The sequence below is a fragment of the Dorea longicatena genome (assembly GCF_024168045.1).
In the GTDB taxonomy this organism is placed as follows: domain Bacteria; phylum Bacillota; class Clostridia; order Lachnospirales; family Lachnospiraceae; genus Dorea_A.
Map to the genome: position 1 here is coordinate 1,197,209 of NZ_CP100126.1, position 16,875 is coordinate 1,214,083.

Consider the following 16,875-nt stretch of genomic DNA (forward strand, 5'->3'; position numbering starts at 1 on the left):
TAAAGGAGGAAAAATATATGGGACTTATCAAAGCAGCAACAGGCGCAGCAGGTGGAACACTGGCAGACCAGTGGAAAGAATTCTTCTACTCTGATTCATTAGACAATGACACGTTGATGGTACGCGGAAAAAAACGTATAGACAGGCATTCATCGAACACAAAAGGACACGATAATGTGATCACGAACGGATCCGGAATTGCCGTGGCGGACGGGCAGTGTATGATGATCGTGGATCAAGGGAAGATTGTGGAAGTATGTGCGGAACCGGGAGAATACACATATGATATGTCTTCGGAACCAAGTGTTTTTTGCGGCAGTCTTGGAGAAGGGATCAAGGCGACCTTTCAGACGATCGGGAAACGATTTACGTTCGGCGGAGATACGGCGAAAGATCAGAGAGTGTATTATTTTAATACCAAAGAAATTACGGACAATAAATTCGGCACGGCGAATCCGGTATGGTTCCGTGTGGTAGACAAAAGAATTAATCTTGATAAAGATATCGAGATCCGCTGTAACGGAATCTATTCGTTCCGTATCACAGATCCACTGTTATTCTATACAAGTCTCGGCGGAAATGTGACGGACTGCTATGAGAAAGACCAGATTGCTCCACAGTTAAAGACGGAATTCGTGAATGCCCTGCAGCCGGCATTTGCGAAGATTGCAGAGCTTGAGATCCGCCCAAGTCAGATCCCGGCACATTCGATGGAAATCAGTGATGCGATGAATGAGATTCTGACGAAGAAATGGTCAGAACTCAGGGGAATCTCAGTTGTATCGGTTGCATTCAATCCGGTCACGATCAAGGATGAGGATGCAGAAGCGATCAAGCAGGCACAGAATACTGCTATGTATACAGATCCGAGTATGATGGCTGCAACGCTTGGCATGGCGCAGGCAGAGGCAATGAAGAGTGCGGCAGGTAATCCGAATGGAGCAATGATGGGCTTCATGGGTATGAATATGGCGTCCGGTATGAATGGCGGGGCGAATCTGCAGGGTCTTTATAACCAGGGGGCAGAGAAACGTCAGCAGGAAGAACAGGCAAGACAGATGGCTGCACAGGAACAGTCTGCACAGCAACAGACCGGAAGCTGGACTTGCAGCTGTGGCACTTTGAATGAAGGAAAGTTCTGTATGAACTGTGGAAGTCCGAAGCCACAGGCACCGGAGAACTGGATTTGCAGCTGTGGAGCTGTAAATCATGGGAAATTCTGTACAAACTGCGGCAAACCATTTGCTTAAGAATTACGATTGGATGAGACTCAGATAAGGAGTATATATGTCTGCTATAAAAGAATATAAATGTCCGGCCTGTGGAGGAACGATGGAATTCGACAGTACTTCCCAGAAGATGAAATGTCCTTACTGTGATACAGAGATTTCGGTGGAAGAATATGAAGCACTGAATGAATCGCAGACGAGTGAGGACAAAAAAAGCGGACAGACGGAAAAAAGCACGAAAGAAAGCACTTTTGTTACATATATCTGTGAATCCTGTGGAGGAGAGATTACGGCCGATAAGACGACCGGGGCAACAACCTGTCCGTTCTGCGGGAACCGTGTTGTACTAAAAGGGCAGTTTGAAGGCGGATTAAAACCGGACTATGTCATTCCGTTTAAGCTGGATAAGAAAGCGGCAAAGGCGGCTTACCAGAAGCATCTGGAAGGAAAAGCTTTTGTACCGTCTGTTTTTAAAGAGGAAAATCATATTGATGAGATTGTAGGAATTTATGTACCATTCTGGCTGTTTGATATGGAGACAAATGCACTGGTTACTTATGATGCAGAACGATCAAGAGTATGGATGAGCGGTGATGTAGAATATACAGAACATGAATTCTTCAAGATTGAGCGTGGAGGAACGATGGCATTCGAGCATATTCCGGAAGACGGATCAAGGAAGATGGAAGATGATCTGATGGAATCTCTGGAACCATACGATTTCAAAGATGCTGTGCCGTTCAAAGATCCGTATCTGGCAGGTTATGTGGCAGAACGGTATGATGTGGAAGCAGATGAGTGTAAGAAACGGGCAAAAAAACGTGCAAAGGCAAGCATAAAGCGGGAACTTCGGGACACAGTGAAAGGCTATTCGATCGTAAAACCGGTTTCAGACAATGTGAAGATTCAAAAGGCATCTCAGAAATATGCACTGTATCCGGTGTGGATATTAAATACAACCTGGCGGGATCAAAAGTATGTATTTGCCATGAACGGACAGACGGGAAAGATGGTAGGAGATCTGCCGGCAGATAAAGGCGCATTTTGGAAGTATGTTGTATCCAGAGGACTGGTGATCGGAGTCATACTTTATGCACTGATGTGGCTGACGGTTCTGATATAAGAAAAGGAGAAAAGACATGAAACGAAAGAAAACAAGACGGTATATATCCGGTATGATCGTGGCAGTTCTCCTGTTTCTACTATGCGTAGTTCAGAATGTAAATGCAGAAGATGTACCGGCTGGCAGCGAACTGCCAAGGCTGGTAGATGATGCAGATATCCTAACAGACAGTGAAGAAAAAGAACTGAATCAGCAGTTGGATACAGTTAGCGAGGAGCAGGAGTGTGACGTGATCATAGTGACTGTGGATTCTCTGAATGGAAAGACCGTGGAAGAATATGCAGATGATTATTATGATGACAACGGCTATGGGTATGGAGAAAACGACAGTGGGATTCTGTTTCTGGTGGCAATGGATGACCGGCAATGGAATATATCTACAAGTGGAGATGCGATCACGGCGTTTACGGATGCCGGGCTTGCATACATGGAAGACCAGTTCGTACCAGATCTGAGTGACGGAGCGTATCTGGACGCATTTTCGAAATATACATCGTTGTGTGATGATTTTCTGACACAGGCGGAGAAAGGAGAGCCGTATGATACGGGGCACCTTCCGAAAAAGAAGGTATCACCATGGTGGATAGCGGGAGATCTGCTGATCGGCGCCATGATTGCATTTGTAATGGCAATGATCAAAAAAACAAAACTCAAATCCGTAAAATCCCAGGTAACGGCAGCCGAATATGAAAAAGCGGGCAGCCTGGATCTGACGGTCAGGACGGATCACTTTGTGAACCGTGTCGTAACAACAAGAAAGATCGAACGGAAGCAGGAAAGCGGTGGAAGTTCTGTGCATACCGGATCTTCCGGTAAGAGTCATGGAGGCCGCAGTGGTAAGTTTTGATCAGGAACTCAGGTGAAGAACGGCCGATGGATAAGACGATTTTCAACGGAAGAATTTATGAGTGAATAAAATGGATATAAATAGACATTTTCTCTGGATTGTTGGTTTTATGATCTGAAAAAAAGAGCTATAGTTAAAGTATACAAGACAGAATATACTTGCGAAAAGGAGGAAGTGTTATGATTATTTGTATCGGAAGAGAATTTGGAAGCGGCGGTCATGAAATCGGAAAAATAATTGCAGAAAAACTGGGGATGGAATTATATGACAGGGATCTGATTGACAAGGCAGCAGAAAAGATTGTTGCAATGCCCAAAGAAGTTCTGGAAAAGGCGGATGAGAAAAAACATAATCCATGGCTGCATCAGGTGTGGTATGATGTGCCGAATCAGGAACTCAACGGAATGACAGCCAATGATACACTGCATCAGGCATACAGTTCTATTATCCGGGAGCTGGCAGAAAAAGCAAACTGTGTGTTTGTCGGACGTTGCGCAGATTACATACTGGAACAGGCAAACCTTGATCATATCAGCCTGTTTATAGCTGCACCGTTTGAGTGGCGTGTACAGAGAAAGATGGAACAGCTTTCCATAGACGAGAAAGCGGCAACTTCGCTGGTTAGAAAGAAAGACAAAGACAGAAAAGCATATTATGATTATTACACCGGAAGAAGCTGGGGCAGACCACATAATTATGATCTGTGTATTAATAGTTCTAGACTTGGAATTGAAGTGACAGCAGAAAAGCTGGTAGAGATGATCCGGGAACTGGAAAAAGCTATGTCTCCTGTTAATTTTGACCTATAAAAAAACTGCAATTGATAATATTGTTATAACGGTATTATCAATTGCAGTTTTTTTATCTTTATTTACAGTTCTTTCCGTGAAGATAGAAAAATAAGCCGCCGATGATAAATCCACCGCCTATAATATTACCGATTGTAACAGGCAGAAGATTGACAAGAAAGAAATTTTCCCAGTTCAAAGAAGCAATCTGACTTCCGGTGATGCCGTATAATTCCTTTGCTTTGGCAACATAATCCGCATTCATGGAAGCAAAGATTCCGGCCGGGATATAATACATATTTGCAACGCAGTGTTCGAAGCCGGATATAACGAATGCCATGATCGGGAAGAAGATGGCGAGGGATTTTCCGGCAATATCTTTTGCAGTAGAAGCCATCAATACTGCAGCGCATACCAGGATGTTACATAAAATTCCGGAGATCAGAGCAGGCAGAAAAGACAGGCTGACTTTTCCGAGAGCTACTTTTATTGTAAATGCACCGAGAGCACCATTGGTGTAATTATACTGTCCGGACAGATATACCAGATACGCGAGAGCAACTGCACCGACCATATTTCCGAAATATACAATTACCAGAGTACGGATGAGAGAAGCAACGCTGATCTTTCTCTTAATACATGCCATCGTCATCATACAATCTCCGGTGAACAATTCTCCTCCGATAAATACAATCATCATCAGACCTACCGGGAAGACGCATCCTGCAACCAGACGCGCAAGCCCTACATTTGAAATATCATGCATGGCAACATTACTGGACTGAGCACCGAGTGCGATGCAGACACCAGCCATGATTCCCATAAAGAATACTTTCTTTTTAGAAGTCGCAGCTTTTTTTACAGCACCGTTCATATTGGCCTGTACAACTTCCTGCGGAGTGTTAAACATTGAATCCATAATAACCCTTTCCTTTAGTAATAGTTTAATAAAAATATCACATAAAATATAACATGGATAACAAAGCAGGGGCAACCTGTAATCGCAATGTTTATGCTCTTTTTTACATACAGTATCGGAAAAATATGTTATAATCGATGAAAAACAGAGAAATTCAATTATCAAATCAGAAAAAGGAGAATTACGATGGCTCAGAATAGCTGTGAAAGCTGTACTTATTATACATACGATGAAGATTATGAAAGTTATATGTGCGATATCAATATGGATGAAGATGAATATATGCGTCTTATATCTGACCAGCATTATCAGTGTCCTTATTACCGGAATGGGGATGAGTATATGGTGGTGAGGAAGCAGATGTGATTGGGATTTAATTCAGGAAGGCTGTGGATACCCGAACCGGAATAAAGCTTGGAAAGGTGTTCCTGTTCAGGTTCCATCGGCGGGTCAATTCTAAAGGGGCAAAATTCTGCTAAAAGCAGGCTTTCAAAATTTGAAACTCGGCATACGCCTCAGACAGTCAAATTTTGAAAACCCAACGCAGAATTTTATCCCTTAAGAATTACCAACGCCTCTTTCACATTCACTGGAACGCCTTTCCAAGTTTTATTCCGTGTGTATCAAATGCCTCAAGAATTAATGGCAAATGCGTAACCGTAGTGGCCTCCACCGGGTTACACTTCCGGGCATTTTATTTATTAACATTCGCTGCCAGTCACGACTTGAAGGAAACAATAGATAAGGATTATTGTGAATGTGGAATGCCGTTAGAAACAGTTAGAGAGTCAGAAGCACCGTTAAAGGAACGAAGCGAACGTGTTTGAGGCGAACGCCGAGTTTGAGCGTAGTTCCTTTGCTTTTAGGTGATTCTGACTCTCTTAGTGTTTCTTATGGTATGGAACCTGAACAAGAAGCCTTATCTATTGTTTCCTTCAAGGACTGAGAGGCCGCTTCCCCAGTTAATAAATTAAATCCCAATTACGCAGATTCTATCTCGTAAGTGAATCCGGCATCGGTTATCGTCTGGATTGTATCGTTGATTCCCTGTCCACCGGCAGTAAGGTAACCGGAGGCAAAGATGGAGTCGACCACACTTAATAATTCTTTTTCATGTCCTTTAAAATACACTTCACGACCTGCGGCGCATCGGATATCAGACTGCGGGACCAGGAGTCTTGCAAGGCAGAGGACTTTCATTCCATATTCATAAGTAAGCCCGGAGATATCCTGATCGCCAAGAGGAGTACCGGGAATCGGAAGCAGGAAGTTGATCGGAAGAGCTTCCGGATTGATCTCTTTTAGTTCCAAAAGCATATCGACCACATCTTCTTTACTTTCTCCCATACCGATGATACCACCGCTGCAGATTTCAAATCCGAGCCGTTGAAGCATATGTATATTTTCCACACGCTGGTCAAAGGTGTGCGTAGTACAGATATGACTATAATAATTACGGCTGCTGTTCAGATTGTGGTTGATGCGGTCAAGCCCGGCATCTTTCAACATTCTGGCCTGCTTTTCAGTTAAGAATCCAATGGAGCAGCAGAGATGGGTTCCGGTTTCCTTCATCTTGCGGATACGCCCGGCAAGCTGTTCAATATCGGCATCGGTGAATCCCATACCACTTAATCCGATGCAGTGGCGGGAAAGATGATATTCATTTACAAAATCATTATCATTATATAATTTGTCGTCGTCTACCCATTTGTAAGTGTCGATGTCTGCATCAGAACGGCAGGATTGTGCGCAGTAAGCACAGTCCTGAGTACAGTTGCCACTGCGGACATTGGTCAGAATATGAATGCTGACACGGTTTCCTTTATATTTTTTACGGAGAATCCCGGCACGTTCGATGAGCATATCTAACTGATCATCAGGAGTATTAAGAATTTCAATGGCTTCTTCTCGTGTTAAAATGGGATCTTCGTGTGTGTGAATTTCTGAAATCATGGTGTTACCTTCCTTTATATGTAGTATAAATCACTTGTTAACTGATATAGTCAAAAGGTTAACATACTGAAAAGAGAAAGTCAACATCAGTCAAATGATTGGTTAACATTTGTGTGTAAATAAATATTACATTGACACATTCTCAGAGAAGTAGTGTATAATATTATTATGGTATGTACAGATGTATTCTATGAGGAGAAATATTATGCCAACACAGAAAGAAGAGTTACAACTGAATACACAACAGGATATGTCATCGGAGGATATGTATGTTTTAAAGAAACTGTTCACGGAATATGTATCATTATACCGGCTGGAATTGAATTCCGGAAAATATGAAATTCTGCGGCTGATTGAAAATACGAACGCAAAACAAATCGTCGGAGAGGAGTACAGAATATTTGCTGATTATGATGAATTTACAAGACGGTATGCAGAGACCTTTATTCCGGAAACGGAACAGGAGGAATTTTTAGACTGGCATAAGTGTGAAAATCTGAAAAAGAGACTTCAGGAGAAGGAAAGCCTTACTTATTATTATCACAGTGTTTCCAAAGACGGAAAAGACAGTTATTATGAGGCTTATGCAGTGAAAGGAAAGACAGACGGGAAAAATTTTTACATATTTCTGGGGTATCGGAATGTGGACGGTATTCTGTATAAAGAAAAAGCAATTCAGAAACAATTACAGAAGGCACTGGATGAAGCGAAACTAAGCAATGAGATTATAGAGGCTATTGCCAAAAGCTATCAGTATATTTCAAGAATTGATATTTCGAAAAACTGGTTTGAAGAAATTTCAAACCGGGCTGTTGAGAATATGAATTATAAAAAATCCGGAGAAGTGACTTCTGGCAACAGGAATGCATGCAAGAAGTTTGTGGCAGAAGAGTATCAGGAAGCATTTCTTAAATTTGCAGATATAACGACACTGCCTGTACGAATGAAGAATGAAGAGACCATTGTGATGGAGTACCAGATGAAAGATGGCAACTGGCATAAACTTCGTTTTATCGAGAAGAAAAGGGACAAAGACGGTAATCTGACCCATGTACTGTGTGCGATCCGCAGTATCAGTGATGTTAAGAAAAAAGAACAGGAACTGCTACAGCAGGTTGCGGAAGCCAGGAAAGATGCAGCGCTTAAATCACGGTTTTTGTCTAATATGAGTCATGATATCCGGACACCGATAAATGGAATCATCGGTATGACCGAGCTTGCGGATCGTTATCCGGACAATCCGGAGATACAGAAAAAATGTAGAGAGAAGCTTTTGGAATCCGCCAGGCATCTTGTTTCTATGGTAAATGATATTCTGGATATGAACAAGTTAGAGACGGAGCAATTTGTCGAAAATGATATACCGTTTAATTTGGCGGCAGTGTTAAACCGAGTCAACACAGATCAACAGATGCAGGCAGGTAAAAAAAAGATTGATTATGTTGTGGACTGGAAAAAATCGGAGATGAATCATATGTATCTGATGGGAAATCCGGTTTATATAGAAAAACTTCTGACAGTAATTACTGATAATGCAGTGAAATTTACAAAGCCAGGCGGCAATGTGAGTGTGTGGTGCAGGGAAATATCGGAAGATGACGAGAGAGCGTTTTATGAATTTGGGTGTTCAGATAATGGAATTGGTATGAGTGAGGAGTTTGCAGGACACGCATTTGAGATGTTTTCGCAGGAAAATAAGACAAGCCGGACACAGTATGAAGGTACCGGGCTCGGTCTTGCGATAGCGAAGAAGATTACAGAAAGACTTGGCGGGACAATTGAGATAAAGAGTAAAAAGAACTATGGAACAACTGTGACTATGACGATTCCATTTAAGACCGGGGTACAGAATCTGATGCAATATACAGAGAATGTGAATACAGAAAGTACAGAAGATATTCCGTTGGAAGGCTTGCATGCATTGATCGCAGAAGATAATGAGTTGAATCTGGAGATTGCAAAGTTAATGCTGGAAGAGAAAGGAATCTGTGTAGAGTGTGCGGCAGACGGTAAAGAAGCAGTTGCGAAGTTTGAGGAGTCGGAACCGGGATATTACGATGTGATTTTTATGGATATTATGATGCCGTATATGAATGGATGGGATGCGACAAGGAAGATCCGGACATTGCAAAGACCGGATGCGGATAAGATACCAATCATAGCAATGAGTGCAAATGCGTTTGCAGAAGATATCATTAACAGCCATATTTCAGGGATGAACTGGCATCTTACAAAGCCTATTGATGCAGATAAAATGATGACGGCACTGAAGGAGTGTATAAGAAAAAATAATATCAGATGATGGTATAAGGCTGCAAATGATTGTTGAAAAAAGTAAAGAGGAAGATTAGAATATGCTATAGAGAAATCTGTAGCATATTTTAGGTATGTGGGAAAGAAGGAGAACTTATGTATAATTTTAATTATTACACACCGACCAAAGTTGTATTTGGAAAGAATACAGAAGACCAATGTGGAGGACTCGTAAAGGAACAGGGCTGTAAAAAAGTTCTGATTCATTACGGAAGTGGAAGTGTCAGACGTTCTGGGCTTTTAGATAAAGTGAAGGCTTCTCTGGATGATGCAGAGGTAGATTATATAGAACTTGGAGGAGCAGTACCGAATCCAAGACTTTCTCTGGTGTATGAAGGAATCGGGCTTGCAAAGAAAGAAGGTGTAGATTTCATTCTTGCAGTAGGCGGAGGAAGTGCGATTGATTCTGCAAAAGCAATCGGATACGGAGTAGCCAATGAAGGGGATGTATGGGATTTCTATGACAGAAAGCGTCAGGCAGCAGGCTGTCTTCCGATTGGTGTTGTACTTACAATTGCAGCAACCGGAAGCGAGATGAGTAATTCTTCTGTTATCACAAAAGAAGAAGGATGGGTCAAGAGAGGATACAGCAGTGATTATGGAAGACCGCGTTTTGCAATCATGAATCCGGAACTTACCATGACACTGCCAGATTATCAGACTGCATGCGGATGTACGGATATCTTGATGCATACGATGGAACGTTATTTTACAAATGGCGGGAATATGGAGATTACAGACAGCATTGCAGAAGGTCTGATGCGTACCGTAATTGAAAATGCAAGAATTCTGGTCCGTGATCCGAAGAACTACGATGCCCGGGCAGAAGTGATGTGGGCAGGAAGTTTGTCGCATAATGGTCTGACCGGCTGCGGCGCTGTCGTCGGAGGAGACTTCGCATCTCATGCGTTGGAACATGAGATAGGAGGAATCTATGATGTGGCACATGGTGCAGGACTTGCTGCAATCTGGGGATCCTGGGCAAGATATGTATACAAAGACTGTCTTCCAAGATTTGAAAAGTTTGCAATGAATGTTATGCAGGTGGATCCGGAAGGAACAGCCGATGATGTGGCCTTACGCGGAATAGAGGCAATGGAAGATTTCTACCGTGAGATTAAAATGCCAACATCTATCCATGAACTTGGCATTGATCCGGGCGATGATGAGTTGAAACTGATGGCACATAAATGCAGTATCGGATGCAAGGGAAGCAAAGGATCAGCGAAGGTGCTGCATGAAGAAGATATGTATAAGATATATAAAGCGGCATTGTAGGAGAATTGGGATTTAATTTATTAACTGGGAAGCGGCCTCTCAGTCCTTGAAGGAAACAATAGATAAGGCTTCTTGTTCAGGTTCCATACCATAAGAAACACTAAGAGAGTCAGAATCACCTAAAAGCAAAGGAACTACGCTCAAACTCGGCGTTCGCCTCAAACACGTTCGCTTCGTTCCTTTAACGGTGCTTCTGACTCTCTAATTGTTTCTAACGGCATTCCACATTCACAATAATCCTTATCTATTGTTTCCTTCAAGTCGTGACTGGCAGCGAATGTTAATAAATAAAATGCCCGGAAGTGTAACCCAGCGGAAGCCACTACGGTTACGCATTTACCATTCGTAAGGCATTTGATACACACGGAATAAAGCTTGAAAAGGCGTTCCAGTGAATGTGAAAGAGGCGTTGGTAATTCTTAAGGGGCAAAATTCTGCGTTAGGTTTTCAAAATTTGACTGTCTGAGGCGTATGCCGAGTTTCAAATTTTGAAAACCTGCTTTTAGCAGAATTTTGCCCCTTTAGAATTGACCCGCCGATGGAACCTGAACAGGAACACCTTTTCAAGCTTTATTCCGGTTCGGGTATCCACAGCCTTCCTGAATTAAATCCCAACATCAGCCTCAAGTATCTCTGCCTCACCAATCGGAAGCACCAGACAGGTGGCTGTAATGAGCGGCACGAATGTAAACCATATTCCATGAATTCCGGCGTGCTTTACTGCAAAATATCCGGCAAGAACTCCTAGATGGAAGAAAATCAGTGTACCTGTAAAAAGCCATGCACGTTTTTTCTGTGACTGATCATGAGTCATATGATATCTCATCCACGCAAGGACGGTCTGTTTGTAGTTATTTGTCGAAAAGATGGTGGAACTGTTATAACATTCCGGAGTAGTAAACGTCTGCCACTGGTATGCATTCAGAATGAATACAGGGAACAGCGCGATCAATGGATGAACGGATGACGGAATGATTCCGGCAATCCATACACAGACAGTTTCTATCACCAGCGCGATATAAGATTTTACGGAGGAAAAACGTTCCCCGATTAAGAAAGCTGCAATGATTGCAAGACCATATAAAATAAAAATCGCCAGACGCAGAAAAGCATCTGTCAGATTCATTTCAGCAAAATTTAAGATCATTTCAATCAGATTCATGGTCTGTGCGGCACCGAAGTTACCACCGCGGACTAAGATGGCGTAGACACCGGTCAGTCCACCGATAAATGCAAGGTTTATGTGCAGTAATGCACGTTTATGATTATGTATCCAATTCATTTTTATCACCCGTTGCCTATTATAGGCTGGGGAAGCAGAAAAATCAAACGAAAGTGCAGAAAAATTCGATCGAATGGAAAATAATACAAATATAGATTGACATTTGAAGGAAAGTTGAGTATTATAGACTTTAATGAATAAAAGCGTTAAAGTACGAAAGCCAAAGACGCTAAGAATCATATAAAACATAATAAATATGAAATGAACACGAAAGGGGAATTTTCCAATGCCGATTACAGATATATTGGAGAAAAACTGCCGCCTGTACGGAGACGATGTTGCGCTGGTAGAGATCAATCCGGAGATGCCGGAGACAAAAAGAACTACATGGAAGGAGTTTGACCTGATTGAACCATCCCGTGCAGCTTATTACAGAAGAGAAATCACATGGAATGTATTTAACGAAAAGGCAAATAGATTTGCCAATCTGCTGGTTGAAAGAGGAATCAAAAAAGGAGAAAAAGTGGGGATTCTCCTGATGAACTGTCTGGAATGGCTGCCAATCTATTTCGGAATCCTGAAGACCGGAGCACTGGCAGTACCTTTGAATTTCCGTTATTCTGCGGATGAGATCAAGTATTGTGTAGAACTTGCAGAGATAGATATTCTGGTATTCGGGCCGGAGTTCATCGGACGAGTAGAGGAGATTGCAGACGAGATCAGCAAAGGACGTCTGTTATATTTTGTAGGAGACGGATGTCCCGGTTTTGCGGAGGATTACAATGCGCATACAGCTAACTGTTCCAGTCAGTCACCTAAGATTGATGTGAACGACGATGACGATGCAGCTATTTATTTTTCATCCGGAACAACAGGATTTCCGAAGGCAATCCTGCATAATCATGAATCGTTGATGCATGCGGCAAAAGCAGAACAGAATCATCACGGTCAGACAAAAGACGATGTGTTTTTGTGTATTCCGCCGTTGTATCATACCGGAGCCAAGATGCACTGGTTCGGCAGTCTTCTGACTGGTGGAAAGGCAGTATTGTTAAAAGGAACAAGTCCGAAGACAATTTTACAGGCTGTATCTGAAGAGCACTGTACAATCGTATGGCTGTTAGTACCATGGGCGCAGGATCTTCTTCTTGCACTTGACAACAAAGAACTGAATATTGCAGATTATGATCTGGACCAGTGGAGACTGATGCATATCGGAGCACAACCGGTACCGCCAAGTCTGATCAAACATTGGAAAGAATACTTCCCAAATCACAAATACGACACGAACTATGGCTTAAGTGAGTCTATCGGACCTGGATGTGTACATCTTGGAGTGGACAATATTGATAAAGTAGGAGCTATCGGAAAAGCCGGATATGGATGGGAAACGAAGATTATTGATGAACAGGGTGAGCCTGTAAAACAGGGCGAGACTGGAGAACTTGCAGTCAAAGGACCTGGAGTCATGACCTGTTATTACAGAGATCCAAGAGCAACCGCAGAAGTTCTGCATGATGGATGGTTATATACCGGAGATATGGCGATGGAAGATGAAGATGGCTTTATCTTTCTGGTTGACCGTAAGAAAGATGTTATCATCAGTGGCGGTGAGAATATCTATCCGGTGCAGATCGAAGATTTCCTGCGTACCAACGAGGCAATTCTGGATGTAGCTGTTATCGGGCTTGCTGATCACAGACTGGGCGAGATATCTGCGGCGATCATTGAACTGAAGCCGGGAGTAGAATGTACGGAAGAGGATATTCAGGAATTCTGTAAGAAGCTTCCAAGATATAAGAGACCACGAAAGATTATATTTGCAGATGTCCCACGTAATCCTACCGGAAAGATTGAAAAACCAAAGCTTCGTGCGAAATACGGAGCAACACAGCTGGTTGCAGCACAGAACCAGGGATAATGAAAAGTATCAGAAATGTCATTTCTTTTGCAAGGAAAACTTTGCAGGGAGATGACATTTTTTTACAGATATGTTTATAATAGTGAGAATGAAAAATAAGCAGACTGGAGCTGAAGATAGAATGAATCAGAATGAGAAAAAAGAAATGAAGATCCGCATTGCAAAAGAGGAAGATGCGGAAGCACTGCTTGCAATCTATGCGCCTTATATCGAGCACACAGTTATTACATATGAGTATGATGTGCCGACCGTGGAAGAATTCCGAGGAAGAATCAGACATGTGCTGGAGAGATATCCATATCTTGTGGCAGAGTTAAATGGGGGAATATGCGGATATGCATATGCAAGTGCCTTTCACGACAGACCGGCAGGTGGATGGAATGTAGAGACATCTATCTATGTGGACCAAAATAAAAAAGGAATGGGAATCGGAACAGCACTATATGATAAGCTGGAGAAGATATTAAAGAGGCAAAATATACTGAATATGAATGCGTGTATCGCCTGTACGGAACAGGAAGATGAATATCTGACCAATGCAAGTATCCATTACCATGAACATTTGGGATATCGTATGGTCGGCTGGTTTACAAATTGTGGTTACAAATTCCACAGATGGTATAATCTGGCGTGGATGGAAAAAGAGATTGGAGAGCACGTGGCAGATCAGCCGCCGGTGATTGCATTTCCGGAGATTGTGGGAGATATTTCTTTACAGAACGGAGAACTACGTTTATAATATGCATGTTAAATAAGTGAAAATACTAGGTTTCTCCGAAGCCTTCATACCTAAGATCACATAAAGTATCATATCTGAGACGTCGATGCATAGAAAATGAAATCGAAATCAGACATAAAGGGATCAGAAGAATTGTGATGATGGGATGCTGGCCAGGAACGGCAGATACGTCAGTTCCTCAGGGTAGATGTGGAAACGTATCTGCCTCCCGCATATTTGGAAAGGAGAGCAGTACCTAAGATATACAAGAGAAGTTGCCGGATATCCAAGCATCTGTAAAGAACTGCCAGTGGCAGATCTTTTGAATGGAGGGCAAGTTCTCTGTGTCTGCCTGCTCTTTTTTCGGAAAGAGCAGGTTTTTTATATTATGAATGCAGAATTGAATAAGATAAAGTCCGGATCCAGCGCAGTGATACTTTGCGGAGGAAAAAGCACCCGGATGGGTCAGGATAAAGCAGGACTTCTGATTGGAAAGAAGACATTTTTACAACAGATTGAGGAAAATCTAAAAGACGCAGATGAGATATTGCTCTCGGTAAAAGACCGGCGGGATTATCCTGAGATAGGAGCAAGGCATATCGAAGACCGGAAAGCGGATAAGGGTCCGCTTATGGGACTCTGTTCTGCGTTGGAAGAATGCAGTTACGACAAGGTCTGGGTAATGTCCTGTGATATGCCGTTGGTCAACTGGGATACGGCACAGGAACTGGAACATTATCTGACAGATGGAATCGATGCAGTAATCCCGGTAGACAGAACCGGAAAGAAATACGTTCTCTGTGCATGGTATCGGAAATCTATACTGGAGATTCTGAAAGAACAGCTGGAATCCGGAGATTTGAAAGTAAAGCACCTGCTGGAGCGTCTGAGAGTGTGTTATGTAGCTGTAGAAGGATTGACGGATGGAAGCCGTAAATTCCAAAATATCAATACCAGGGAGGAATATCAGACGTTTACAGAACGATCAGCAGTCAGACCGGATAAAGAACTGCACACAGATATTCCGATTGTATCTTTTGTTGCATATTCCGGCACCGGTAAGACGACATTTTTGGAGAGATTAATCCCAAAGCTGAAAGCACGGGGACTTAAGATCGCAATTGTAAAACATGACGGACACCGCTTTGAAATTGACCACGAAGGAAAAGACAGTGACCGTTTCACAAAAGCCGGGGCAGATGTAACAGGACTGATCTCATCGGAAAAAGCGGTATTGATGGAAAACAGGCAGACAGATCCGGAAGAATTTCTGAAAAAGATAGACGGAGTAGATCTGATCCTGACGGAAGGATTTAAACAAGGACCATGGCCGAAGATTATGCTGCACCGGAAGGGGACCGGAAAACCCATGCTGCTATTGCCGGAAGAATGTCTGGCGGTGATCAGTGATGTGGAGATTCTGGATTGCAAAAATGTGTTCCCACTGGAAGAGATTGAGAAAACGGCAGATTTTTTATTTCGCTATATACAGAATATATCATGATGATAATGTAAACAAAAAAATGAGGAGGAAAATATGAGACTGATCAGAACAGAAGATGCAGCAGGACATGTATTATGTCACGACATGACACAGATCATTCCGGGAGTAACGAAAGATGCAAGATTCCGAAAGGGACATGTTGTCACAGAAGAAGATATTCCGGTATTGCTTTCGATTGGGAAAGAACATCTGTATGTCTGGGAGAAGACAGATGGAATGCTTCATGAAGATGAAGGTGCGGAACGCCTGCGTAAGATCGCACAGAATGAAAATATGCATCCGTCAGAAGTAAAAGAAGGAAAGATTGAATTGATTGCGGATATTGACGGTTTATTTCAAGTGGATGTCGGGCGTTTATATGATGTGAATAGTGTCGATGAGATCATGATTGCGACCAGACATACGAATGTGGCAGTGAGAAAAGGAGACAAGCTTGCGGGAATGCGTGTGATTCCGCTGGTCATAGATGAAAAGAAACTGGAAGAAGCAGAAAAAGCAGCGGGGAAAGAACCATTATTGAAGGTGACACCGTGGAAATTAAAGACTGCAGGTGTGATCACGACAGGAAGTGAAGTCTATAAAGGCCTGATCAAGGATAAGTTTACGCCGGTAGTAGAAAAGAAACTGGAAGTATTCGGGATACAGATGATAAAACATGTGCTGTGCAGTGATGACATGGAGATGATTACACAGGCGATTGCAGATATGAAGAAATCAGGAGTGGATCTGATCATCTGTACAGGAGGAATGAGTGTTGATCCGGATGATAAGACGCCGGGGGCGATCAAAGCTTCCGGAGCAGGGATTGTAACCTATGGAGCACCGATACTTCCTGGGGCAATGTTGTGTCTTGGATATTTTGAGGACGGGACACCGATTGTCGGACTTCCGGGGTGTGTGATGTATGCAAAGGCGACGGTATTTGACCTGATTCTTCCGAGAATAGCGGCAGGAGTCCGGATTGACCGGAAAGCGATTATCCGGATGGGACATGGAGGACTCTGCCTGGGATGCCGGGAATGCCATTATCCGGTCTGCCCATTTGGAAAGGAGACATAAA

General features: G+C 42.8%; 14 protein-coding genes and 1 riboswitch. Of the genes, 11 read left to right on the plus strand and 3 right to left on the minus strand.

The features are described from left to right. Positions 1-17: 17 nt before the first annotated feature. The 4 genes from NKF87_RS05715 to NKF87_RS05730 all read left to right on the plus strand — a co-directional run bounded on the left by NKF87_RS05715 (position 18) and on the right by NKF87_RS05730 (position 4,008). The gene (locus NKF87_RS05715; RefSeq protein WP_253584151.1) at positions 18-1,250 is read left to right on the plus strand and encodes an SPFH domain-containing protein; all 1,233 of its coding nucleotides are present in this window, start codon (positions 18-20) and stop codon (positions 1,248-1,250) included. 37 nt (positions 1,251-1,287) lie between these two features. Next, positions 1,288-2,352, plus strand: a complete 1,065-nt coding sequence (locus NKF87_RS05720) for a hypothetical protein (protein ID WP_055281046.1) — start codon at positions 1,288-1,290, stop codon at positions 2,350-2,352. Between the two features lie 16 nt (positions 2,353-2,368). After that, on the plus strand, positions 2,369-3,199 hold the full coding sequence (locus NKF87_RS05725) for a TPM domain-containing protein (protein ID WP_253584152.1): 831 nt from the start codon (positions 2,369-2,371) through the stop codon (positions 3,197-3,199). Between the two features lie 179 nt (positions 3,200-3,378). Further along, positions 3,379-4,008, plus strand: coding sequence for an AAA family ATPase (locus NKF87_RS05730; RefSeq protein WP_117598033.1), 630 nt, complete (start codon positions 3,379-3,381; stop codon positions 4,006-4,008). 58 nt (positions 4,009-4,066) lie between these two features. Here NKF87_RS05730 and NKF87_RS05735 read toward each other — a convergent pair whose 3' ends face one another. Further along, positions 4,067-4,906 (minus strand): formate/nitrite transporter family protein, encoded by an 840-nt coding sequence (locus NKF87_RS05735; RefSeq protein ID WP_117598034.1) that lies wholly within the window; start codon positions 4,904-4,906, stop codon positions 4,067-4,069. Positions 4,907-5,092: 186 nt separating this feature from the next. On the opposite strand from NKF87_RS05735, the gene NKF87_RS05740 reads away from it, so the two are divergent. Continuing rightward, entirely contained in the window at positions 5,093-5,272 is a 180-nt protein-coding gene (locus tag NKF87_RS05740) for a DUF6472 family protein (protein WP_006426050.1), read from the plus strand. Between the two features lie 615 nt (positions 5,273-5,887). Here NKF87_RS05740 and bioB read toward each other — a convergent pair. Continuing rightward, positions 5,888-6,859 (minus strand): biotin synthase BioB, encoded by a 972-nt coding sequence (gene bioB / locus NKF87_RS05745; RefSeq protein WP_173792072.1) that lies wholly within the window; start codon positions 6,857-6,859, stop codon positions 5,888-5,890. 205 nt (positions 6,860-7,064) lie between these two features. Here bioB and NKF87_RS05750 point away from each other — a divergent pair, with 205 nt between their 5' ends. Continuing rightward, entirely contained in the window at positions 7,065-9,161 is a 2,097-nt protein-coding gene (locus NKF87_RS05750) for a hybrid sensor histidine kinase/response regulator (protein WP_253584154.1), read from the plus strand. Between the two features lie 107 nt (positions 9,162-9,268). Beyond that, entirely contained in the window at positions 9,269-10,450 is a 1,182-nt protein-coding gene (locus NKF87_RS05755) for an iron-containing alcohol dehydrogenase (RefSeq protein WP_253584156.1), read from the plus strand. Positions 10,451-11,054: 604 nt separating this feature from the next. Here NKF87_RS05755 and NKF87_RS05760 read toward each other — a convergent pair. Next, positions 11,055-11,732, minus strand: a complete 678-nt coding sequence (locus NKF87_RS05760) for a YoaK family protein (protein ID WP_227080828.1) — start codon at positions 11,730-11,732, stop codon at positions 11,055-11,057. A 226-nt stretch (positions 11,733-11,958) separates the two neighbouring features. On the opposite strand from NKF87_RS05760, the gene NKF87_RS05765 reads away from it, so the two are divergent. The 4 genes from NKF87_RS05765 to NKF87_RS05780 all read left to right on the plus strand — a co-directional run bounded on the left by NKF87_RS05765 (position 11,959) and on the right by NKF87_RS05780 (position 16,874). Next, positions 11,959-13,593, plus strand: a complete 1,635-nt coding sequence (locus NKF87_RS05765) for a class I adenylate-forming enzyme family protein (protein ID WP_118225515.1) — start codon at positions 11,959-11,961, stop codon at positions 13,591-13,593. A 121-nt stretch (positions 13,594-13,714) separates the two neighbouring features. Continuing rightward, positions 13,715-14,332: a GNAT family N-acetyltransferase gene (locus NKF87_RS05770; protein ID WP_253584158.1), complete on the plus strand. Its 618-nt coding sequence runs from the start codon at positions 13,715-13,717 to the stop codon at positions 14,330-14,332. A gap of 21 nt (positions 14,333-14,353) precedes the next feature. Continuing rightward, a riboswitch (molybdenum cofactor riboswitch) is annotated at positions 14,354-14,575 on the plus strand. Positions 14,576-14,699: 124 nt separating this feature from the next. After that, positions 14,700-15,815, plus strand: coding sequence for a molybdopterin-guanine dinucleotide biosynthesis protein B (gene mobB, locus NKF87_RS05775; protein WP_253584159.1), 1,116 nt, complete (start codon positions 14,700-14,702; stop codon positions 15,813-15,815). Between the two features lie 33 nt (positions 15,816-15,848). Beyond that, positions 15,849-16,874 carry a molybdopterin-binding protein gene (locus tag NKF87_RS05780; RefSeq protein WP_253584161.1) on the plus strand — a complete coding sequence of 342 codons (1,026 nt, stop codon included), beginning with the start codon at positions 15,849-15,851 and terminating at the stop codon, positions 16,872-16,874. The last annotated feature ends 1 nt before the right edge of the window (position 16,875 follow it).